Here is a 22,517-nt window from a genome sequence, read left to right on the forward strand (position 1 = left end):
GCCAAAAGGGAAAAATTATGCGTAATGTCGATGTTTGTATTATTGGCGCAGGCCCGGCCGGCATGGTCGCCGCAACGGAGTGCGCGAAAGCAGGTGCCAGCGTAGTGTTGCTGGATGAGCAGCCCCGTCCGGGCGGGCAGATTTACCGGGCGATTTCAACCCAAGGACACCCGATGGGAAATGTTCTGGGGCCGGACTATCTGCATGGCAGCACGCTGCTACAAGCATTCAGTGAAGTACAACTGGACTACATCAATGAGGCGACTATCTGGCGCGTTGATCCGAACAGAACGGTGTACTGGAGCCGTCGGGGAAAAAGTGAAAAGCTCCACGCCAAGCGAATTATTATCGCTACCGGGGCAATCGAACGCAGCTTTGCATTCCCCGGCTGGACACTACCCGGGGTGATGACAGCCGGAGCCAGCCAGATTCTGCTCAAAACGTCAGGAATCGCCCCTAAAAATGCCGTATTGGTCGGTACCGGACCGTTGCTGTATTTGCTTGCAGGGCAGTTGATTAATGCCGGTGCCACCCCCGCGGCCATTGTCGATACTCAATTGCCGACCAGCTATCTGAAGGCCAGCCGCTATCTGGCCAACGCGTTGTTTGGTCACCAGTATATCGTGAAAGGTCTTAAACTCCTTAAGCAGATCAAACAAGCCGAGATACCGCATTATACGCAAGCGACCGATATCCGGGCTGGCGGCGGTGAGCAGCTGGAACAACTGACATTTAACATCAAGGGCAAAGCACATACCCTAACGACATCAACAGTGCTGAGCCATATCGGCGTCATTCCGAATGTCCAACTGACCCGCTCTATGGGAATCGACCACGAGTGGGATTCTCAGCAACGCTGCTGGAAGCCGACTCTCGACGAAACCTTGAATACTTCCCTGGCGGGCATTGCCGTTGCGGGTGATGGCTGTGGGATAGGTGGGGCAAAAGTGGCTGAAAAACAAGGCCATTTGGTTGCAATCGACGCCTTGCATGCGCTAGGCTACCTCCCTTCTGAACGGTGGCAGCAAGAAACGCAGCGCCTTATTTTGGCAATTCGAAAAGAACTGGCCATTCGTCCTTTCCTGGATACGTTATATTCGCCTCCTCAACAGGCAATGACGCCAGAAGACAGCACAATTATCTGTCGGTGTGAGGAAGTGACAGCCGGGGACATTCGTAAGATGGCCAGAAATCACTGCAACGGCATCAATCAGGTCAAAGCCTTAACCCGCTGCGGAATGGGCCCCTGTCAGGGACGCTACTGTGGCTCAACAGTGGCGGAAATCATGGCGGCAGAAACCGGTAAAGAGCCTGCTCAGGTAGGATATTACCGGATTCGCCATCCGATAAAGCCCCTGAAACTTAGCGAATTAGCCAGTCTGGCACCATCAGAAAGATCTTATATTCAGCCCTACAGAAAAGTGAAGGAACAACATAATGACAATTATTCAACGAAAGCACACGAATCAGCGCATGAGTAAGATCGTGATCCACAATGACACTGTCTACTTGTGTGGCCAGGTAGGTGTTGCGGGTACCAGTGTTGCCGAGCAAACTGCAGAAGCACTACGCCGGGTTGAAGCGCTGCTGATTGAAGCCGGCTCTGACCGCAAACATGTGCTGCAAACAACCGTATGGCTGGCCGATATGAATGACTTCGCCGAAATGAATGCAGTGTGGGATGAGTGGTTCGAAGAAGGCTACCAGCCGGCTAGAGCTTGTGGCGAAGCCAAACTGGCACGCCCTGAGCTGAAAGTTGAACTGCTGGTTACAGCCGCCGTCATCAAATAAGACCGCCTTTTGCGTTCAGAATCGCAGGGTTAAACGCCAAGGCGTTTTCTTACAGCACCCAAATAGGGCCAGATGGCCCTATTTTCTTACTTTTCCTACCACTTTAAGAACGGGCCCATACGATACGGATCGTCTTAGTCGTGAATCCGGCAGCCTTACAATTTCGACTACTAATGGTGTCCGGCATAACATCGGTGAGTAAATGCGTGATTTTAGCCGCTTTGGCATCCTGAATGCGAGCATGCAGTAATGCGGTTTGACATCCCTTGCCCCGATAAGCTTCCTGCGTATACGCATTCGCGAAAATCGCGACACGGCGATCACTCCCCTTCCGAGTGTTCGGAGCCATATCTGATGCAGCCTCAGCACCTGTCTCTCGCGCAATAATGACAGTATCATCCACTTTATCACTGACTAGAGAACAACGACTCATGCCATTATCGACCAGGTATGACGTTGCCCAGGCACAGGGCTGGTCATCATAAAAGGCGACAAAGCAACGAAATTGCTCAGTACAGTAGTACCGCCGTTTTTCTTCCCAGACAGTCTCGCTGCATTCCACACCGGCTGTTTGCAATAAAGCCAGAAAATCATCCACTTTTTCACACTCCCACCGCTCAACTCTGATTTCCTGTTTTATTGGCGAAGCCTGGTAACTCTCTGCCCTCATTGCGAGAAACTCATGCGAGTAGGCTGGCACAAAATGGTGTTTCATGAGGCATTGAGAAAGAGAAAAATCCGTTGCCGCGGGTTCAATACTGATTTCAGGCGAAAGATGGTCAGGATACAACCCAAGCACCTCTTCAATATCTGATTCAGCGCATTTCTGATGAATAACCACGTGATTATCGTAGCGGCGGGTCGAATCAATATAAGCCGTCATTCCCGGTTTTCGTACCAGTGTCAACTGGCTGGGCCGGCTCGTAGATAAGGTGCGTGTATTGTTGAAACAAAAATATGAGGTCAATGCGTGATTAAACCATCCATGGGTATCTGTAGCCGTCATTCCTTCTCCAATAGAATCTTCACATACTATTTATACCTTTCAGCGAACCGCATGATGGCACAATAAGCAACTTAATGGGTATGGTTTTTGTTCCAAGGCAGCCAACATTGATTCAGTGACAGGCATTATTCCGCCACTTAACGACTGCTCAAAGCTCAAATTTCAAGTTGGTATAAAGATCACACTGAAGAGTCAATAATCGTGCCTAAAACGCATACTATTGAGCAACAATGTAATCCTTTGCATTTCAAATCAAACATTAAGCACAAATTATTGATAGATCACATCAATAACAGAGAGTTATGACCGACATATATCACAATAAAAAGAGAAACGATGTAACAAATGCGCGTTTTTTTACTTGCTCGCCTGTTGATTGCAATTTTTCGCAAATATGCAGTTAACTGCTTATAAAAAGATACCTATATTTCCTCTCTGATTTTTCAGTCATACCTATATCAGAGGAAGATAACGTGAAGCACCCCTACCTGTTACCCTTGAGCTTGTTCATTGCTCCGGCAACGATGGCTCAGGTTGAATACTTATCGCCAACTTACCTTGAAGCTGTATCCAAAGATCTGGCAGCTATGAATCAGACCCCCATAGCGAAAAGTATCGCTGTCAGCCGCAGTGCAGGCATCGCTACACCAAGTCAGGTAACGATCACCGAGATCAATGCTCACTCTTTCCCAACAGTAAGCGGCTTCTTCAGTGTACGAGACAGTGAGGGTGAACATGTATCAGGCCTAACTTCCTCTGACTTAGCATTGGCAATTACTCACCCAGCACTGACAGAGCGGCAGACTCCTTTAGACATTTTTGTCAGCGAAATCGGTTCCACCTCGACGAAAGCTGACATTGCTTTTGTCATCGATTCGACGGGTTCCATGAGTGGTGAAATTAATACAGTAATTGCCAATATCCGTGAATTTGTGGATGCACTGGCCGCTGCCGATATTGATTACCGACTGGCCGGGTTCTCGTTTGGTGATGAAGTTCCTTACCGCAAGAAAATCAGCTTTACCAACAATGCCGATGCATTTAAAAACTGGGTATCGTCCCTTGTCGCTCATGGTGGTTCAGACTGGCCGGAAAACCCGCTGGACTCGATTATCTCAGCCGGTTCAGAGTTAAGCTGGCGGGCTGATGCGCAGCAAATAATCATGCTCATAACCGATGCCCCGGCTCATGTGGCGGGTGACGGCGGCGACAGTGATACAACGGCAACATTTTCACTGGCGGCCCTCTCAACCCAGCAACAAGCCGTTTACTACTCATCCCCTGAGTCACAATATCTCTCTCTTGGCACCAGTCTGAACTGGCCTTTCAATGGCGATGTTCTGCTGTCACAACTCGGTGATGCCGTTCGCAGCAGCTATCAATTCAGCTTTACCGATCCTGTTGGTCTGCACGATGGACTGACCCGCCAAATGATTGTTCATCCTAATGGTCAACCTCTGATCCGCGATCAGGCTCCTTATACCCCGGATCTGAAAACAGGGCGATTTTCGTTAGTTGTGATGAATAATGATCCGGAACCTCGGGCAATTGCATCGGCTCAAGTCACCGTGACGGACAAAGATGGTAACAGCACCACTTACATCAGCGATGGTACCGGAACTGTGGATATTGAATTGACCGGGGATCAGACCTATCAAATCACCGCTGGATTGACCGGTTTTTACGCACCGCAGGAAATGACCGTCACAACCACAGTCAACGACAGTGGTGACATTGATATCAGCGTTGAGGAACTCTCATTCAACCTGGCTCTGTTAACTGTGGCTGAAATCAAAGCCAGCGTGAGTAAACGACTCAATCAAATAAAAGCTTTTGGACCCACGCTTATCAGCAATGCGCCATTTGAGGCTGAAGCCAATACGGCTTTAAACTGGATTTCAACCATTCCGGATTCCTCCGACGAGCTTGGTGATGGCCCTTCCGATGCCCAGCAAGAAGGGTTAAAACGCATGGATATTGCAACCCAAGCCGTTCATAAATCGAACCAGTACATTGAAAATGATGTCAAGATTATCGGTGGCAGCCTGGCGAAAATCGTCATGACCTTCCTTGACCTCAACTCTACTTTCACAAAAATTGAAGAGCAGCTCAGAACTGTGGCCGGCAAGCTGGATCCTGCCGCAGCAGACTGGGCTATCATTCGCTGGACTTATAGCCAGGTCAAAGAGTTACTCGAGATTACAGCATCCAGTCTGGGACAACTCACGAAAAATCTCAGTAACTTACTACTTGATGTTGTGAAAATGAACCTTGAAGAACAACATCATGGCCTGGTGACGGAGCTGAAAACCTTACTGGCTGTCGCAACCACCAATCCTAATTTACCTCTGATTGAAAACATGGCACAGCAAGCCGCACTCGACTTACTGATTCCTATCTACGCCAATGGTGCAGACACGAAGTTTGAGAAATCAATCGGGGTTCACTCGAACATCACGACATCCCTGACGGCAGACGCACTGGCTTACCGACTCAATCAGGCTAACCAGTCGCTGAATCAGATGCTTAAGCAAGCGGAAGCCGTCAAATCCACCTTAGCGAATACCAGTAAACTCAGTGATATTATTGGCGTTATTGGTGGAGCTGTCAGTTCCATCGACAGCACGCTGGATATCCTGCCAGCCAGCATCGCAAATACCATTCCTGCTTTGGCTACCGTGAAAACAGCCCTCAGCGCCTTGGATAAAGGTTTGAAGGTGGGTGATATCACGGTTTCCGCGACTAACTCTGCTGTCGCGTCTTCACATTTCCTTGTGCTGGATTCACAGATTGAGAATGTCATTGAGCGAACTTCCGACGGCGCAGACTCTTCGATCAGCCCTTACCGTGCGATGAGCCGCACATCGTTCGCTTTTGCTGACAAAAAACTTGAGCAGTTAAACACTCAGCTCACAACGAAATCGATCCCGGTAACCAGTGCCACACTCGATGAACACTTCATTCAGGCTAATCAGTTGCTGAGCGATGGCAAGCTAGACGCATTCTTTGATTACTACATCAATAGCCTCACGCCGGCGGTCGACAATGACCAACAAAATATTTCTGCCATGATGGCATACATCATCAGTGCCGATCAGCTGGAAAGGCAGTATGGCAGACCGGGTAACTGGGATGCACTACGCACGGATGCACTCACTGCTGCCATTAATCTGAAAATACAAGCGATCAGTAATAAACTGGCTATCGCTGCCACCTTGCTGGAGTTAGGTACCTCTGATTCGGCTCAGGAAAAAGCACTGACCGCTCAACTGTCAGAAGCACTGACTCACTGGCAAACAGAGAGCACCATTTTGACCGCTAAAGTGGCAGAAGCTCGTTTAAGAGCCGATGGCTTTACCTCTAATGAAGGGCTGTTCACCATTGATAAAGTCAACGTCAGTAGCCAGCCTGAAAATGGGCATACCCTGTTTACTGTTACTGTCTCCTTGGAAAACATCGGGGACACTAATGCCAACGCGGTAACCCCAAGCATTGTGGCGAATACACTGACTTTCATCAGCCATTCAGCCCAAGACAGCAGTACTGACTACGCAAACGGTGAGAGCTATCAACACACCTTCGTTTATTCGAATGAGAACAATCCGGAGCTGGATAAACACAGCCTGGATATCACACTCACGCAAAACTTTACCAACGAAGTGGTCACCGACAACAAAGTGGTATTTGCCTATTTGCCGACGATCGACAGTGACAAAGATGGGATCCCTGATCATATCGAAAATCAGTACGGCTTCGATCCTCAAGACGCGACCGATGGTTACAAAGATCATGACAATGACGGTGTGAACAGCTCTACAGAATACCAGCTAGGTCTGGACCCTCTAAAAGACTTCTCAACCGGCTCAGACAAAGCGGATTTTGACGTTTATCTATCGATGCTTATTCCTGGAAATGGCCTGGCCGGGGATGTTAACCAGGACGCTACAGTCGACACCCTAGACTATGACCATTTAATTGAGATGTATGGTCAGAGTACTCAGGCAAATCCGAAGCTGATTCTTGGTGACTTTAACCGGAATGGAAAAATTGATCTGTTCGATCTGACTATTGTTAAAAAATCGATGTAATTTAAGGGGATACTACAATGAGAAAAAGTCTGCTAATTCTTGCTACATTGCTGCTCTCGGCGTGTAACTCCGATGACAATAGCAACAGCAATAATGACAACAGCACGCCAGATACCGGTGGCGTTGGAAAACAATATGCGAGCAAAGCACTGGGACCGACTCAGTTGAACAATACTGTTTCTATGGCGTTGATTGTCAGCCCGAATAACCCCAACGAAACAGTTTCGGGTCAGCCTGCAGTGACTTTCAACCAGCAGAACGGTCAGTTGACCATTACTCAGGGGCAAGGAATACGGGCCGCAGAAGCAACGTTCTTGCTGATGAATGAGCAAACCTTAGCAAGTAAGAGTTGTGGATATCTGGAAGCGATTGAACAACCAGCCTCTGGATGCATCATGACAATTTCAGCTGATGACCTGAGTAAAATCCATCTCAGTGCAATACAACTGTTTGACCCACAAGGAAATCTGATCACTACGTCTATTCAGTAGTTGATGACGTAAAAAACAGTAAAGCGTTTCATCTTGCGCTAGGAGAGCTTAGGCTCTCTTAGCGCACATTAGCGTAGAAGATTCGTGTGAAAAGGGCCAAGCTAAATAAGCGAAAATAATAAAGTCCAAACAAGATAAACATGACAAGTGACTTATGAAAAAAACCTTTGTAATCATAGCGATCAGTTTTTCAGTTATTGCAGTCAGCCTGTATTTTACGTTCAGACCCAACGTAATGACACTGACCAACACACTGTTACCAGCACAGATTGAGCTGATCTCGCCGCTGACATCAAGCCCATCAGCGTCAAATTCTTCGGCGTCAAATACGTCAGCGTCGAGCCGTGTCATTGACACCGAACTAAGAAGCTACCAGATCAATCACCACTACTATGCCTTGAGCCAGCAGCAGGTTAATATGGTCAATCAAGCACTTGAAGCATTTGATCACTTCCTGGCGACCTGTAAAAGTGTGACTCGTCTTCCCTCTGAGCGACACAATCAACTGAGACTGAATATTGAAAATAATGAGCGGATTGTGACCTATCAATTTTCCCTAAGCGATGATCAGCATCATTGGCTCGAAACCACGAATATGGTCAAAGAGACAGTGATGAGCTCGCCAAGAGCCAGGCATTACCGGTGTCCGGACAATCCGGCCATTTTTCAGATCTTGCACGCACTGCCAGGGGCAAACATTGAGTAATGAGGCCGTTAGCACTGGCACCTGCGGCTTTGCAGTTGTGCCAGTCCAGTGTGACTAACCCAATTGTGCTTTTATCAGTTCTGCAAGCCGGACGATCGCCTGCTCATGGGCATCGTTTAGCGGAAATGACGCGTTGAATCGGAAACAATGATTAAACTGCTCGCCAGTCGCAAACATCCGGCCCGGCGCAATACTGATATTTTCAGACAGTGCAGCCTGGTAAAGTTCTGTCGCATCCATGGATGGTGGCAGTTCTAGCCATAAAAAGTAACCGCCGTCTGAACGGTGTATTTTCACCGTATCAGGCAAGTGAGCTTTCAGACACACATAGTTTGCTTGCTTGCGCTGGCTGAGAGTACGGCGTAGTTGGCGTAAGTGACTGCCGTAGTTGCGGGTGGTTAGAAAATGAGCCAGCGCCAGCTGTATTGGCACACTGGTGGCAAGAGTGCTCATCAATTGCAATTTCTGAATTTTCAGCGCTTGTTTTCCTGCGGCAACCCAGCCGATACGAAACCCTTCCACCAGCGTTTTGGAAAACGAAGAGCAATGCATGAATTGCCCCTGTTCATCGAAAGCCTTGGCGGGCAACGGTTTACTGTCACCGATATACAGCTCGCTGTATACATCATCTTCAATCAGATGTACCTGATACTTTTTCAGCAACGCGGCCAACTGCTGCTTTTTCTCAAGCGACAACGTATAACCCAACGGGTTTTGATGATTGGTCATCAACCAACATGCTTTCGCAGAGTGGGTTTGCAGTGCCCGCTCCAGGGAGCCCAGATCAATGCCTTCCTGCGGGTGAGTACGCACCGAGATAGCTTTCAGCCCAAGGTTTTCAAGCGCTTGCAGCGCACCGTAAAACGTGGGTGATTCAACAACCACCCAGTCACCGGGTCTGGTCACTGCACGCAGACTCAGATTCAGTGCCTCTAGCCCTCCAGCGGTAATCACGATTTCATCCGGAGAGATATTCATTCCCTGCGCGGCATAACGCTGGGCAATCAGCTGTCGCAGTTCCTCGTTGCCAGGTGGCAGGTTGTCGACCACGCTGGTCAGCGGCATGGAGCGCACCGCTGCCGTCAGTGAGCGATTGGCTTGCTGGCGGGGAGCCAGAGCCGGATCCAGGTAGGCATGACCAAAACTAGCCATGCGCGGATTGCGGATAGCCTGCAGCACATCGAAGATAAAATCGTTCACGTCGACCGACTCAGTCGACAGCACGGCAGCAGCTTCCTGTACTTCAGCAACCGGCCTGATTTCAGGCGCGACCCGGTAGCCCGAGCGAGGATACGAGACGATCCACCCCTGACTTTCCAGTACCTGGTACGCCTGCAGTACGGTCATCAGGCTCATATTGCCATGTTCCGCCTGTTTACGCAGCGATGGAAGTTTGTCCCCGGCCTGCCAGACACCAGTATGAATCTGCCTTTGGATCTGTTGCACCAGTTGTTCATATTTCGCCATAACCGCACCTGTTCGTATTTCTTCCTGCTGGGGCTAACTTTTGTGGTTGGGCTAAGTACTCGCCTGCCTGCTTTGCTTTGATCTGCTTTACCTGGCCTTACTTGCTTTACTTACCCTGGTTTGAACTCACTCAGCCTGAGAACAACTATAACACTATGATGGAAAAATCTGTTATAGATTAACAATCCTGTTCTGTATCTATGCGGGAAATGTGCCACCGCCTACCATGCCACCACCTTCCATTTTTAAGCACAGGTAGTACATGTTAGGTTTAGATGCTTACATGTTGGCACGAATCCAGTTTGCCTTTACGGTTTCGTTCCACATTATTTTCCCAGCCATCACCATTGGCCTCGCCAGTTATCTGGCCGTCCTTGAAGGGTTATGGCTGAAAACCCGCCACCCGGATTACAAAACTCTTTACCATTTTTGGTCCAAAATTTTTGCGGTTAATTTCGGAATGGGTGTTGTGTCCGGGCTGGTCATGGCTTACCAGTTCGGCACCAACTGGAGTGGATTTTCCGAATTTGCCGGCAGTATCACCGGTCCTCTGCTGACCTATGAGGTACTGACAGCCTTTTTCCTTGAAGCCGGATTTCTCGGGGTCATGCTGTTTGGCTGGAATCGGGTCGGCGACAAACTCCATTTCTTCGCCACCTGCATGGTGGCGCTGGGCACGCTGATTTCCACATTCTGGATTCTGGCGTCAAACAGCTGGATGCACACTCCACAGGGCTTTGAGATTCAAAATGGTCAGGTCATTCCGGTCGACTGGCTGGCGGTGATTTTCAACCCATCTTTCCCATACCGTCTGGCGCACATGGTAATTGCGGCCTTCCTGAGCAGCGCACTGTTTGTCGGTGCGTCTGCCGCCTGGCACTTGCTCAAAGGTAACCGCTCCTCTGCAATCAAACGGATGTTTTCGATGTCATTGTGGATGCTGTTATTGACGGCGCCTATTCAGGCATTTGTCGGTGATTTGCACGGTCTGAATACCCTGCAATACCAGCCTGCCAAAATCGCGGCCATTGAAGGGCACTGGGACAACAGTAATGGTGAACCTACCCCACTGATCCTGTTTGGCATGCCGAACATGAAAACAGAACAAACCGATTACAAAATCGAGATCCCCTACCTTGCCAGTTTGATCCTGACGCACAGCCTCGAACAGCAGGTTCCGGCACTGAAAGAGTTTGCACCGGAGGATCGACCGAACTCCCCCATCGTCTTCTGGTCGTTCCGCATCATGGTTGCCCTTGGCCTACTGATGATGCTGCAAGGAGGCATCAGCCTGTGGTTACGGAAAAAGGGCACCCTCTACTGCAGTCCCCGCTTCCACCGTTTTGTCCTGATGATGGGACCAGCCGGACTCATTGCGATTCTGGCCGGATGGGTAACCACCGAGGTAGGCCGCCAGCCCTGGGTCGTTCATGGCCTGCTCAGAACACAACATGCGGTGTCCGCCCATGGTGATTTGCACATGAGTATCAGCCTGCTCACTTTCTTTGTGGTCTATTCCCTAGTGTTCGGGGTCGGGTATTTCTACATGATCAATCAGATCAAACAAGGCCCTGACGATCCTGACACCAGCCTGTCTGATACTGGCACAAACGCAAAACCAAACACGACACATGAACCGCTGTCCCTGTCAGGTCGGCTTTAGCCGCTCGGGATCACTAAAGGAGCACAACGATGGGAATTGAACTTGCCGTGATTTGGTTCGGCATCATCATTTTCGCCACCCTGATGTATATCACAATGGATGGCTTTGACTTAGGTATCGGGATACTGATGCCATTAGTAAAAAACCGTGACGAACGCGATCTGATGGTCAACACCGTCGCCCCGGTTTGGGACGGTAACGAAACCTGGCTGGTGTTGGGTGGCGCGGCGCTGTTTGGCGCTTTCCCACTGGCTTATGCCGTCATCATTGATGCGCTGACCATTCCACTGACCATCATGCTGATTGCCCTGATTTTTCGTGGTGTTGCGTTCGAGTTTCGCTTTAAGGCGTTACCGGAACATCAGGCTTTCTGGGATAAAGCCTTTATTATCGGTTCCATTGTCGCCACTTTCTGTCAGGGCATCGCGGTCGGTGCGGTCATTGAAGGCTTCCCTGTTGCAGGCAGAACCTTTGCTGGTGGTGGTTTCGACTGGCTGGCTCCCTTCCCGTTATTCTGCGGGCTGGGCCTGGTGGTGACCTACGCGCTATTGGGCTCGACGTGGCTGATCATGAAAACCGAGTCAGCACTTCAACAGCAGATGTATCAGGCAACACGATATTTACTGATCGCATTTCTTATTGCCATGATCGTTGTGAGCTTGTGGACACCGTTGGCCTATCCATCGATTGCCGAGCGTTGGTTCAGTATGCCAAACCTGTTTTTCCTCGCACCCGTACCGTTGCTGACCGGTTATTGCCTGTGGCGGATTCATACCGCCATACAACAACAAGGGCAAACCAGCCCATTTGTTATGGCACTGCTACTCACCTTTCTGGGCTTTAGCGGGCTTGGCATCAGCTTATGGCCAAACATCATTCCACCGGAAATCAGTATCTGGGAAGCGGCGGCACCTCCGGAAAGTCTGGGCTTTATGCTGGTTGGGGCGCTGTTCATTATTCCATTTATCCTGGGATATACCTTCTGGACCTATCACGTGTTCAGCGGCAAAGTAAAAGCCGGCGAAGCCTATCACTGATGCCGAGAGAGACTTTTGAACTCGCATTCAGGATTCGGGAAATTGACGAGTTTGAACGTTAAGATCATCTTCAACCGAAGAATATGAACAGATAAGGATTGAGGGCCGTTCGCTTCCGCTTGCTGAAAGGCAACGACAGAACGGCACTCAACAAGGTTCTCTTTCATAACGGAGAGATAATATGAGCAAAATCGATGCCCGCATGCACCAAGAATTGCCAGACATAACCGGGACAGGCCAACCCACTGCCGCTGCCACTTTCGAGACCAAGGCCCTAAGAACGGCCAATGCCAGTCGCCTCCAAAAGGTCAGGCATCCGGTAATCCGGCAAACAGCGTGGCTGGTATTGATTTGGGTATGTAGTGTCACTGCACTGGGCATGGTGTCAATGGGGTTTCGTTACCTGATGAACGCCGCAGGTTTTCAGTCGTAATACGCTCACCCTATATCAGTCACGACTCAGGCTTTGAGTCTCCTCAAAGCCTGAGTCGTTTTTTCGGCGTAAGTGTAGCGCTGCGCTGATGCTCGCAAAAGCCGTGAACTATCAATGTTGATCGTCAGTCCTGATAAACCGGATAATCGGTGTAACCTTGTTCATTGCCACCAAACAAGGTACCGGCGTCACTGATCTCACTCAGTGTCAGATTATGCTCAAGGCGGTAAGGCAAATCCGGGTTGGCGATGAACTTGCGGCCAAACGCCACAAAGTCTATCAGCCCCTTTTCAAGCAACGCTTCCCCTGCGGCTTTGCTGTAGTTGCCAGCCACCACAATTGCACCCTCAAACAGTTCTCGCAGTGCATACCGAAACGTTTCAGGCACTACCGGTGCATCTTCCCAGTCGGCTTCTGCCAGATGAATATACGCCAGCCCTAACTGATTAAATGACTCCGCAGCCAGTAAAATGGTATCTGTGGCTTCACTGTCGTTCATCCCACGCTGCGTGATATAAGGCGCCAGGCGAATACCAACCCTATCAGCTCCGATAGCCTCACTGATAGCTTGAGCGACCTCAACCGCAAAGCGAATCCTGTTTTCCATCGAACCTCCGTATTCATCAGTACGATGATTCGAGGTGCGACGCAGAAACTGATCGATCAAATAGCCATTGGCACCATGAATCTCCACCCCGTCAAATCCCGCCTCCATGGCGTTAATTGCCGCCTGACGATAGTCTTCGATAATGTCTTCAATCTCTTCTTTTTCCAACGCCCGGGGAACCGGACAGTCCAGCATCCGACCCACACCATCATCACCGACAACCCAGACCTGCGCATCAGGCGCAATCGCCGAGGGTGCCACTGGCTTACCATCCGGATGAAACGACGGATGCGACATTCTGCCCACATGCCAGAGCTGAAGGAAAATCTTACCACCTGCCTGATGCACCGCGTCAGTAACCAGACGCCAGCCGACGATCTGCGCTTGCGAATAAATTCCCGGCGTGAATGAGTACCCTTTCCCCTGCGGTGTAATTTGCGTGGCTTCCGTCACAATGAATCCGGCACTGGCACGCTGCGCGTAATACTGCGCCATCATCGGCGTCGGAATATCGCCCGGTTGCGCAGTGCGAGACCGAGTCATCGGAGCCATTACAATACGATTTGCCGTGGTTGTGGAGCCAAGAGCCTGTTGAGTAAATAACGTGTTGTAGGTCATAACCTTTCCTGAATAACTGATGGGTCTTTGATTCAGTCTATCTATTCAGTTAAATTTGATAATACCCTAAGATATGAAAACACTATTCACAAAATCTAAATAGTATTCGTTAAAGCTGAACACGCTTTGTTTAAATTGAATGCCCTTCGTTGAAAATGACCAGCAAGAGCCATTCTCAGAAAATCACTGAAAAAACAGTCAGATGATAACGATCTTATGAGAAAAACCCCATGAGCAAAGTCGACGACATGACCCTGTTTGTACAGGTGGTTAAAGCGAACGGATTAGCCGCCGCCGGACGGCAACTCGGCTTGTCCCCGGCCAGTATGACCGCCCGAATAAACCGGCTTGAACAGCGCTATCAGACGCGCTTGCTCAATCGCAATACACGCAGTATCACCCTCACCCATGCCGGAGAACGTTTTTATCAGGGCTGCCTGCGCGTCTTGGATGAAGTGGCCGCGACAGAAGCCAGCCTGTCAGAAACAGAGGCGGTATTATCCGGCACACTGCGGATCTCTGCCCCTTCAGATTTCGGACTGCAATATGTGGCACCGGCACTGGCCGCGTTTGTTGCTCAACACCCGCAGGTGATTCCCCATCTCTATCTCACTGACGGGGTGGTAAAGCTGGTGGAAGATGGGTTAGATATGGCAATCCGCTACGGCAACCTGCCTGACAGTAACCTGATTGCTAAACCACTGGCAGACAACCGACGGGTACTGTGTGCGTCACCAGCCTATTTGCGTGCCTATGGTATGCCCATCCATCCTAACGATCTCCTTGAACACCGCTGTCTGGTGATGGAGCGCCACGGCGAGCTACTTAACGAATGGTATTTCCGTCATAATAACCAATTGTTGTCACTCAAAGTGACACCGGCAATGGTTTCCGGTGATGGCGGATTGATCCGGGCTTGGGCGCTGGCAGGATGTGGCATTGCACTGAAATCACTCGTGGATGTTCAGGCTGATATCAATGTCGGTAATCTGCAATTGCTGTTCGAAGGCCAGGTGAAAGGGTTTAGCTACATTGATTCAGAAAAAATAGATTTAGAAAAAACAGATTCAGACAGCATAGGCTTGCAGGCAATTTTTCCAAGCCGAAAATTTCAGCCCCGACAAGTACGCGCATTCACTGAGTTTTTTGAGTCATGGCTGCAGTCATATTCTCCGGCAGAGCGCTCTCAATAAGGCTCACTCCTTTGCTGGGAATAATGTCGTCGGGCTTACCGTTAAGCGAGTCGAAAAACGCGTTGAAGGCATTGCGCACATAAAAAAACGGAAGCCTTGGCTTCCGTTTTTCGTAATGGTGCTTAAAAGCAAATACTGAATTACAGGCTCGCCAGAATAGTTTCTGCTTTGCTCGCTTCAAATTCTTTTGGCGCTTCAACGTTCAGCAGCGTCACCACACCGTCTTCAATCACCATCGCATAGCGCTGCGAACGGACACCACCAAATGACTCAGTATCCATCTCCAGGCCCAGAGCTTTGGTGAAGCTGGCATCGCCGTCAGCCAGCATCATGATTTCAGAGGCATTTTGTGCTTCGCCCCATGCTTTCATCACAAATGCATCGTTGACAGAAACACAGGCAATCAGATCCACGCCTTTATCCTTAAGCTGGTCAGCCAGTACGACATAACCCGGCAGATGCGCTTCTGAACACGTTGGTGTGAATGCACCTGGTACAGCAAACAGTACCACTTTCTTACCGGCAAACAGCTCGGTAACTTCGTGGTTGACCATACCGTCTTTGGTCAGTTGGCTCAGGGTCGCTGCCGGTAGTTTTTGGCCTTGCTCGATCATTGTTATTTCCTTCATTGGATAAGCATTTCTACAGTCTAGTCTTTAATTAACACGATAAACACTGAGAGACATTACGGTTTTTATTCGAACCCGACACCATGTGTAAGCTTTCTGCACATCTTCTCAGATAACCGAATCAGTGAAGATAGAGAAAAATCGCCCCGTGATGGCGAAATTACCCCGTTATCAGGCTCTTTTTCACCCTCATTGATATCTCTCAATAAGTTTTTCAAAGGCAAGTTGTCACAGCATTTCTGATGCAGTTTTCAGTCATTCTTTTACCTGATCTTAAATTCCGCTCTTCATATCTTGTTGATGACGCTTAATCCTGGTCACCACTGAAAACCCGATCAAAGCTGTGCAGTGGTGCAATGATCGCGTTTGCTTTACGCTGCCATTTTGTTCTGTTGGCCACCAGCCATGTTTGCTGTGAGCCCGATAGAATCGCCTGGCTAACCTTTGCCTCTCGAAGCTCATACTCCATAGCAAACGCCGTGCTGACTGAAGCTATTTCGACATCACCCGCTGGCAAATTATCGGTGCATAAACATTTGGCTGTGCCTAAAACTGTCTCTGAGCCTGAAGCTTTAGCCGGGTCAGGGGCCAGCAACTTTGACGCCGAAATGTGGCTCACTGCGGCGCAACCGATGATACCGATATCGGCATAAAACTGGCCGAAAAACGACGCGACCGTATCTCCGACAATATCCCGGTCATTGCACCGTATTCGTCCGCCGGGCATCCAGGTTTCGATCTGGGGAAACCGGGTCAGAATTTGTGCGGCTTCAAAATTATTAGTGATCACCCGCAAACTTTGTAAATGCCCCAAATGTTCAGCAATGGCCGCGATTGTGGTGCCAATCCCCAGAAAGATTGTACTGCCATCCGGAATTTCCCGCACAACCGCTTGAGCGATACGTTGCTTCTCCGCCTGATGCGTTACTTGTCGGGTCACGTAACTGCGGTTGCTCAGGGAACCCGGCAAACCAACCCCTCCATGGTGCCGCCTTGCCATCCCCAAATCGCACAGCGCATTGATATCCCGCCGAATGGTTTGCGTCGTCACACTAAACGCTGAGGCCAGATCGTCAATCGAGCAATATTCCTGTTGATTCAGCAGCTCAACAATGTGCTGTTGGCGAATATTCAATGGTTCCATCTCGTGTCTTGTGTCCTTACCCACTCCCCATGCGTTCAGGATGAATGGCCTGAAGCGATCGCATGCAGAAGAAAATGACTGGCAGGCTGACAGAGTTTTGTGACAGCAGGATTGCATCAAACGAACCGATAACACGTTCATATATGTTCATTTTACTGTCATTGAAGCGTCATCAGAGTTCTTTAGGTTTCATATGAACATTTTCAGGAATGTGCTTCTGCCCGCCTGTTTTCAAACGACTGGCTGTACGTCAGCCCGGTTCAGGAACGAAGCGCATTCCACACTTTTCATCAGCGTCTAAACGTTAAGGGAATACACAATGTCGGGGAAAAAAATGTCTATGAAGCACCTCGTGGGACTGGCGGTCACCGCTGCGCTGGCCAGCGCCAGTGTTCAGGCCAAAACAGAAGTTGAATGGTGGCACGCCATGGGCGGCGCGCTAGGGCAGAAAGTCAATGCAATCGCAGCCGACTTTAATGCCAGCCAGTCTGACTATGTGATAAAGCCAGTCTACAAAGGCAGCTACGCCGAGACCATGACCAGTGCAATCGCCGCATTTCGCGCTAAAGAACAACCAGCTATTGTCCAGGTGTTTGAAGTAGGTACTGCCACCATGATGGGTGCCGAAAAAGCGATTTACCCGGTTTATCAGCTGATGGAAGACACCAAAGAACCTTTCACTCCGGATAACTACCTGGCTGCGGTGACCGGATACTACACCACCAATGACGGCAAGATGCTGTCGATGCCGTTTAACAGCTCAACACCGGTACTGTATTACAACAAAGATATGTTCCAGAAAGCCGGTATCACTCAGCCACCGGCAACCTGGAAAGAGATGGATGCCATTTCTCGCAAACTGATTGAATCCGGTGCGAAATGTGGCTTTACCACCACCTGGCAGTCCTGGACTCAGATTGAAAACTTTGGAGCCCGCAACAACCTGCCACTGGCCACTAATAACAACGGCTTCAAAGGCAATGACACCGAGTTTACCTTCAACTCTGAGCCATTCATCAAGCATATCGCCCAGATTGGAGAATGGTCGAAAGAAGGTATCTTTAAATACGGTGGTCGTCAGTCGGACGGTATGCCACTGTTCTACACGCAAGAATGTGCAATGACCATGGGCTCATCAGCGGGTCTGGCGGGTATTAAAGAAAACATGAAAGGCATCAACGTTGGCGTTGCACAGTTGCCTTACGACGATACCGTTATCGACAAACCTCAAAATACCATCATCGGCGGGGCTTCGCTGTGGGTACTGCAGGGCCATACGAAAGACGAATATAAAGGCGTTGCCAAGTTTTTCTCTTACCTGTCGAGCCCTGAAGTTCAGGCCGATTGGCACCAGTTCTCCGGTTACCTGCCTATCACTAAACAGGCTTATGAGCTGACTCAGAAACAAGGCTTTTATCAGTCGAACCCGGGGACTGACACCGCGGTCTTGCAGATGACGTCTTCTGCACCGACAGCCAACTCAAAAGGGCTACGTTTCGGTAACTTCCTGCAAACCCGTGACATTATCAACGAAGAGTTGGAAGCCGTCTGGGCGGGCAAGCAATCGGCAAAAACTGCACTCAACAACGCCGTCCGCCGGGGCGATGAGCAACTTCGTCGCTTCGAACGTACCCAGTAAGTGAATCCCGGGCTCTGATACATTGCTGGCTGCAATCGCGGTCAGCAATGTTTCCAGATGCCTGACTAAGACTGCTGGCTTTATGAATCGGCAGCTTTACTAACCGCTGGCTGTATGAACAAGTGACCAGCAGCCACCGGAACACTTCTTACCAGCCCCTGCCCCTTGCGTCTGAAGCTAAGACTAAGGCTGAAGCTAAAGCTGGTCATACGTTTTTGATTTTACCTTTTTTGGTATCCGTTATGTCTTCACAAGTCATTTTTAAACACAAATGGCTGCCCGTTGCGCTTATTACGCCTCAGCTCATCATTACTGTGGTGTTCTTTATCTGGCCAGCCGGGCAAGCGGTGTTTCAATCTTCACAATTAGAAGATGCCTTTGGGATGAGCCGCGAATTTGTCGGCTTGGAGAATTTTATCAAGCTGTTCAGCGACAGCTATTATCTCGGCTCTCTGCTCACCACGCTTCAGTTCAGTATCAGTGTTGCGGTGCTGGCCCTTGTTGCTGCGCTGATCCTGTCTGCCGTTGCGGAGCAAATCGTGCGTGGAGCCATGCTCTATCGTACTTTTCTGATCTGGCCCTATGCGGTTGCTCCCGTGGTTGCCGGCTCACTGTGGCTGTTCCTGTTTGATCCGACCATCGGAATCATTACCGCCATGCTTGAGGCTATAGGTATCGACTGGAATCCGACCCTGAACGGCACTCACGCCATGTGGATGGTGATCATCACCGCGACCTGGAAACAGGTCAGCTATAACTTCCTGTTCTTTCTTGCCGCGCTGCAATCAGTGCCTAAATCCCTGCTTGAGGCCGCTGCGATTGACGGCAGTGGCCCGCTAAAGCGCTTCTGGACTATCAGCTTTCCGTTGATTTCCCCGACCAGCTTTTTCCTGCTTGTCGTTAACTTTGTCTATGCCTTTTTCGATACTTTCCCAATCATTCACGGGATGACGCAGGGCGGACCGGGTAACAGCACCTCCACTCTGGTGTACAAGGTGTACAACGACGGCTTCATTGGTTTGGATCTGGGCTCGTCAGCGGCGCAATCGGTCATCCTGATGGCACTGGTTGGCGTGCTGACTGTGTTCCAGTTTAAATATGTTGAGAAGAAGGTAGCGTACTGATGGTAGAGCGAAGACCCCTGTTTACATTTTTCTGCCATCTGTTACTGATACTTGGCATTGTCAGTATCGCCTTACCGGTTTGGCTGGCTCTGGTGGCGACCACCCACGAAAACACGGCTTTTGCTACCGGCACCCCCCTCTGGTTCGGGGATCTGGGCTTTTCTGTCTTTGGTGAGTTGTTTCGCAACGAAAGTGCATTTAACAACAGTGAACTGCCTATTACGCTGATGCTGGTTAATTCCCTGATCATGGCACTCTGCATTACCGTCGGCAAACTGAGCATCTCCATTTTATCGGCATATGCTGTGGTATTTTTCCGCTTTCCCGGTCGTATGCTGGCATTCTGGATGATCTTCTTCACGCTGATGCTGCCGGTTGAGGTACGAATCATGCCAACCTTTGAAGTGATCGCTAACCTCAACATGCTGAACTCGTTTTACGGCCTGACCATCCCGTTAATTGCCAGTGCAACCGCCACTTTCCTGTTCCGTCAGTTTTTCCTTACTGTGCCTGCCGAACTGGTCGAAGCGGCACGTATCGATGGCGCCGGTCCCATTAAGTTCTTTTTTGACATTCTGTTGCCGCTGTCGCGCACCAATATAGCCGCGCTGTTTGTGATCACCTTCATTTACGGCTGGAACCAGTATCTCTGGCCACTGCTGATCACCACCGATAGCGACTACTACACCATCGTCATGGGAATCAAACAGATGCTAGGCGTAGTCGATGGTGTGATTGAATGGAACAAGATTATGGCAACGACCCTGATTGCGATGCTGCCCCCGGTCATTGTGGTCATCGTGATGCAAAAGGCATTTGTCAAAGGTTTAGTGGATTCGGAGAAATAAATGGCAACGTTAACCCTCACAGACATCGCAAAAAGTTACCCGAACGGCTATCAGGCGATCAAACAACTCAACCTGACTATCGCTGACGGCGAGATGGTCGTGCTGGTCGGCCCGAGCGGCTGCGGGAAATCCACCCTGCTCCGGATGATTGCCGGGCTGGAGGAAATCACCAACGGCAGCCTGAAAATCGACAGCCGGGAAGTCAACCATCTGGAACCGGGCGAACGTGACATCGCCATGGTCTTTCAAAACTATGCGCTTTATCCGCACATGTCGGTGTACGACAACATGGCTTATGGCCTGAAAAACCGTAAAACACCCAAAGCGGAAATCAAGCGGCTGGTCACCGAGGCGGCGACTATGCTGGAGCTGTCTCACCTGTTGGATCGCAAACCGAAGCAATTGTCTGGCGGCCAACGTCAGCGTGTCGCCATGGGTCGGGCCATTGTCCGCGAGCCGAAGGTGTTCCTGTTCGATGAGCCTTTATCCAACCTTGATGCCAAGCTGCGGGTACAGATGCGCCTTGAAATCAAAAAGCTGCAACGTCGTCTGGGAACAACGTCGGTCTATGTCACTCACGATCAGGTTGAAGCCATGACCCTTGCCGACAAATTGGTGGTACTCAACAAAGGGAACGTTGAGCAGGTCGGCACACCACTGGACCTTTACGATAATCCAGCATCAGTGTTTGTGGCCACTTTCATCGGCTCTCCCTCCATGAATATCCTTGACGCGGAAATCACCTCACAAGGAATCCGGCTGTCTGACAGTGCCATTTTGCCAATCGATACAGGTGCCCTACCGCAAGGAGCCGTGACTCTCGGCCTGCGCCCTGAACACCTGGTTATGAATCCGCAACATCCTTGGTTCCATGTTGATGTCGAGTTGATTGAGTCGCTTGGTGCTGACCTGCTCCTTTATTGCCAGGTGACTGACAGCGGAAACCAGAATCCTGCTCTGATAAATCAATCAGACCACACCCCGCAAAAACTGGTTATGCGAGTGGAAGGCCATACAAAAGTCGTTATTGGTGATAAGTTTGGCGTTGGGGTTGCACATAAACACCTGCACGTATTCGATAAACACACTGAGCAACGCATCCACTGGGATCCGGCCTGCTCTGACATCAAAGAGGTGATGAATGCCTGAACCGCTAACGGCATTACCGTCCGACACAGCACGGCACATAAAGTGGGTATTCACTGACGTCGACGATACACTGACCTGGGAAGGACGCCTGCCTTCCCAAACACTGATAGCGCTTGAACAACTGCAGCAGGCTGGTATCCATGTCGTTGCGGTGACCGGAGCCTGTGCCGGATGGTGTGATCATATCGCCAAACTTTGGCCTGTTCATACGGTGATCGGCGAAAATGGTGCTTTCTGGATGTCTAAGCGTGACGGGCAGTTCATCACCCGTTTTGCCTCCTCACAGGCTATTATGCAAGCCAATCAGAATGCGCTAAAAAGGCAGATTCAGGAATTACTGAACCAGTATCCGGACATCGAACTGGCAGCGGATCAGCCACTGCGATTCTGCGACGTGGCTGTGAATATCGGTCAGGATCGGCCTGCGGTCGACCCGGCAATTTGTGCTGACATACTGAAAAATATCCATGCGATGCGGGTTAATGGCCAAACCGTGCATGCCACCCAAAGCTCCATTCATATCAATGCCTGGGTGGGCGAACACAGTAAACGGGTAAGCAGCGAAGCCTTGTTGGGGACATTATCGGTGGCATTGCCGAGTACTGTATCAGATCGCTTATCGGCTGACTTATCGGCGGCGCAGCCGCCTCTAAAAGCGAATAGCACACCGCTCGTTTATCTCGGCGATTCACTCAATGATGAAGCCATGTTTGAATGGCTGCCACTGACCATAGGCGTCGCCAATATTCGTCAGTCATTGCCCAACCTGACGCACAAACCGACGTATATCACTCGCCAACCCGGAGGATTAGGGTTCGCCGAGTTTGCCGACTATTTGCTTCAGGCTCGGCAAAACTCGGATAAATGAGAGCGCTAAGTCTATG

The 22,517-nt window shown here is 50.0% G+C and carries 20 protein-coding genes; 14 read left to right on the forward strand and 6 right to left on the reverse strand.

The features are described from left to right. The first annotated feature begins 17 nt into the window (after window positions 1–17). Both C9I92_RS16610 and C9I92_RS16615 read left to right on the forward strand, forming a co-directional pair. Window positions 18–1,481, forward strand: a complete 1,464-nt coding sequence (locus tag C9I92_RS16610) for an NAD(P)/FAD-dependent oxidoreductase (RefSeq protein WP_047886096.1) — start codon at window positions 18–20, stop codon at window positions 1,479–1,481. Then, entirely contained in the window at window positions 1,438–1,791 is a 354-nt protein-coding gene (locus C9I92_RS16615) for a RidA family protein (protein WP_047886097.1), read from the forward strand. The genes C9I92_RS16610 and C9I92_RS16615 overlap by 44 nt, the downstream gene beginning before the upstream one ends. 103 nt (window positions 1,792–1,894) lie before the next feature. Here C9I92_RS16615 and C9I92_RS16620 read toward each other — a convergent pair whose 3' ends face one another. After that, the gene (locus C9I92_RS16620; protein WP_047886098.1) at window positions 1,895–2,797 is read right to left on the reverse strand and encodes a GNAT family N-acetyltransferase; all 903 of its coding nucleotides are present in this window, start codon (window positions 2,795–2,797) and stop codon (window positions 1,895–1,897) included. A gap of 473 nt (window positions 2,798–3,270) precedes the next feature. On the opposite strand from C9I92_RS16620, the gene C9I92_RS16625 reads away from it, so the two are divergent. The 3 genes from C9I92_RS16625 (at window position 3,271) to C9I92_RS16635 (ending at window position 8,082) form a co-directional block, all read left to right on the forward strand. Continuing rightward, complete coding sequence (locus tag C9I92_RS16625; protein ID WP_047886099.1) at window positions 3,271–6,885, forward strand: VWA domain-containing protein; 3,615 nt, start codon at window positions 3,271–3,273, stop codon at window positions 6,883–6,885. A gap of 17 nt (window positions 6,886–6,902) precedes the next feature. Beyond that, window positions 6,903–7,376, forward strand: coding sequence for a hypothetical protein (locus tag C9I92_RS16630; protein WP_047886100.1), 474 nt, complete (start codon window positions 6,903–6,905; stop codon window positions 7,374–7,376). A gap of 154 nt (window positions 7,377–7,530) precedes the next feature. Continuing rightward, window positions 7,531–8,082: a hypothetical protein gene (locus tag C9I92_RS16635; RefSeq protein ID WP_047886101.1), complete on the forward strand. Its 552-nt coding sequence runs from the start codon at window positions 7,531–7,533 to the stop codon at window positions 8,080–8,082. Between the two features lie 54 nt (window positions 8,083–8,136). On the opposite strand, the gene C9I92_RS16640 is transcribed toward C9I92_RS16635, so the two are convergent. After that, the gene (locus tag C9I92_RS16640) at window positions 8,137–9,549 is read right to left on the reverse strand and encodes an aminotransferase-like domain-containing protein (RefSeq protein WP_047886102.1); all 1,413 of its coding nucleotides are present in this window, start codon (window positions 9,547–9,549) and stop codon (window positions 8,137–8,139) included. 262 nt (window positions 9,550–9,811) lie between these two features. Between C9I92_RS16640 and C9I92_RS16645 the strand changes: the two genes are divergently transcribed. From C9I92_RS16645 to C9I92_RS25805, 3 genes are all read left to right on the forward strand, one after another. Further along, the gene (locus tag C9I92_RS16645) at window positions 9,812–11,212 is read left to right on the forward strand and encodes a cytochrome ubiquinol oxidase subunit I (RefSeq protein WP_047886103.1); all 1,401 of its coding nucleotides are present in this window, start codon (window positions 9,812–9,814) and stop codon (window positions 11,210–11,212) included. 29 nt (window positions 11,213–11,241) lie between these two features. Then, a complete protein-coding gene (gene cydB / locus C9I92_RS16650) occupies window positions 11,242–12,249 on the forward strand; it encodes a cytochrome d ubiquinol oxidase subunit II (protein ID WP_047886104.1) in 1,008 nt (335 codons plus the stop codon). 181 nt (window positions 12,250–12,430) lie between these two features. After that, window positions 12,431–12,682: a DUF2474 domain-containing protein gene (locus tag C9I92_RS25805; protein ID WP_047886105.1), complete on the forward strand. Its 252-nt coding sequence runs from the start codon at window positions 12,431–12,433 to the stop codon at window positions 12,680–12,682. A 124-nt stretch (window positions 12,683–12,806) separates the two neighbouring features. Here the strand turns inward: C9I92_RS25805 and C9I92_RS16660 are convergent, their stop codons facing one another. Continuing rightward, the gene (locus C9I92_RS16660) at window positions 12,807–13,907 is read right to left on the reverse strand and encodes an alkene reductase (RefSeq protein WP_047886106.1); all 1,101 of its coding nucleotides are present in this window, start codon (window positions 13,905–13,907) and stop codon (window positions 12,807–12,809) included. Between the two features lie 230 nt (window positions 13,908–14,137). Here C9I92_RS16660 and C9I92_RS16665 point away from each other — a divergent pair, with 230 nt between their 5' ends. Then, window positions 14,138–15,100 (forward strand): LysR family transcriptional regulator, encoded by a 963-nt coding sequence (locus C9I92_RS16665; RefSeq protein ID WP_047886107.1) that lies wholly within the window; start codon window positions 14,138–14,140, stop codon window positions 15,098–15,100. 140 nt (window positions 15,101–15,240) lie between these two features. Here the strand turns inward: C9I92_RS16665 and C9I92_RS16670 are convergent, their stop codons facing one another. The 3 genes from C9I92_RS16670 to C9I92_RS25810 all read right to left on the reverse strand — a co-directional run bounded on the left by C9I92_RS16670 (window position 15,241) and on the right by C9I92_RS25810 (window position 17,024). Then, entirely contained in the window at window positions 15,241–15,714 is a 474-nt protein-coding gene (locus C9I92_RS16670; RefSeq protein ID WP_047886108.1) for a peroxiredoxin, read from the reverse strand. A gap of 322 nt (window positions 15,715–16,036) precedes the next feature. Further along, window positions 16,037–16,873 (reverse strand): DeoR/GlpR family DNA-binding transcription regulator, encoded by an 837-nt coding sequence (locus tag C9I92_RS16675; RefSeq protein WP_047886109.1) that lies wholly within the window; start codon window positions 16,871–16,873, stop codon window positions 16,037–16,039. A gap of 16 nt (window positions 16,874–16,889) precedes the next feature. Beyond that, the gene (locus C9I92_RS25810) at window positions 16,890–17,024 is read right to left on the reverse strand and encodes a hypothetical protein (RefSeq protein WP_273859842.1); all 135 of its coding nucleotides are present in this window, start codon (window positions 17,022–17,024) and stop codon (window positions 16,890–16,892) included. A gap of 183 nt (window positions 17,025–17,207) precedes the next feature. On the opposite strand from C9I92_RS25810, the gene ugpB reads away from it, so the two are divergent. From ugpB to C9I92_RS16700, 5 genes are all read left to right on the forward strand, one after another. Continuing rightward, window positions 17,208–18,512, forward strand: coding sequence for a sn-glycerol-3-phosphate ABC transporter substrate-binding protein UgpB (ugpB, locus tag C9I92_RS16680; protein ID WP_047886383.1), 1,305 nt, complete (start codon window positions 17,208–17,210; stop codon window positions 18,510–18,512). A 242-nt stretch (window positions 18,513–18,754) separates the two neighbouring features. Continuing rightward, window positions 18,755–19,636: a sn-glycerol-3-phosphate ABC transporter permease UgpA gene (ugpA, locus tag C9I92_RS16685; RefSeq protein WP_047886384.1), complete on the forward strand. Its 882-nt coding sequence runs from the start codon at window positions 18,755–18,757 to the stop codon at window positions 19,634–19,636. Further along, window positions 19,636–20,484: a sn-glycerol-3-phosphate ABC transporter permease UgpE gene (ugpE, locus tag C9I92_RS16690; protein ID WP_047886110.1), complete on the forward strand. Its 849-nt coding sequence runs from the start codon at window positions 19,636–19,638 to the stop codon at window positions 20,482–20,484. Before ugpA ends, ugpE begins: the two co-directional genes overlap by 1 nt. Next, entirely contained in the window at window positions 20,485–21,633 is a 1,149-nt protein-coding gene (locus C9I92_RS16695) for a sn-glycerol-3-phosphate import ATP-binding protein UgpC (protein ID WP_047886111.1), read from the forward strand. Continuing rightward, window positions 21,626–22,501, forward strand: coding sequence for an HAD family hydrolase (locus C9I92_RS16700; protein ID WP_047886112.1), 876 nt, complete (start codon window positions 21,626–21,628; stop codon window positions 22,499–22,501). The genes C9I92_RS16695 and C9I92_RS16700 overlap by 8 nt, the downstream gene beginning before the upstream one ends. Window positions 22,502–22,517 lie beyond the last annotated feature (16 nt).

The sequence above is a fragment of the Photobacterium ganghwense genome (assembly GCF_003025595.1).
Lineage (GTDB): Bacteria > Pseudomonadota > Gammaproteobacteria > Enterobacterales > Vibrionaceae > Photobacterium > Photobacterium ganghwense.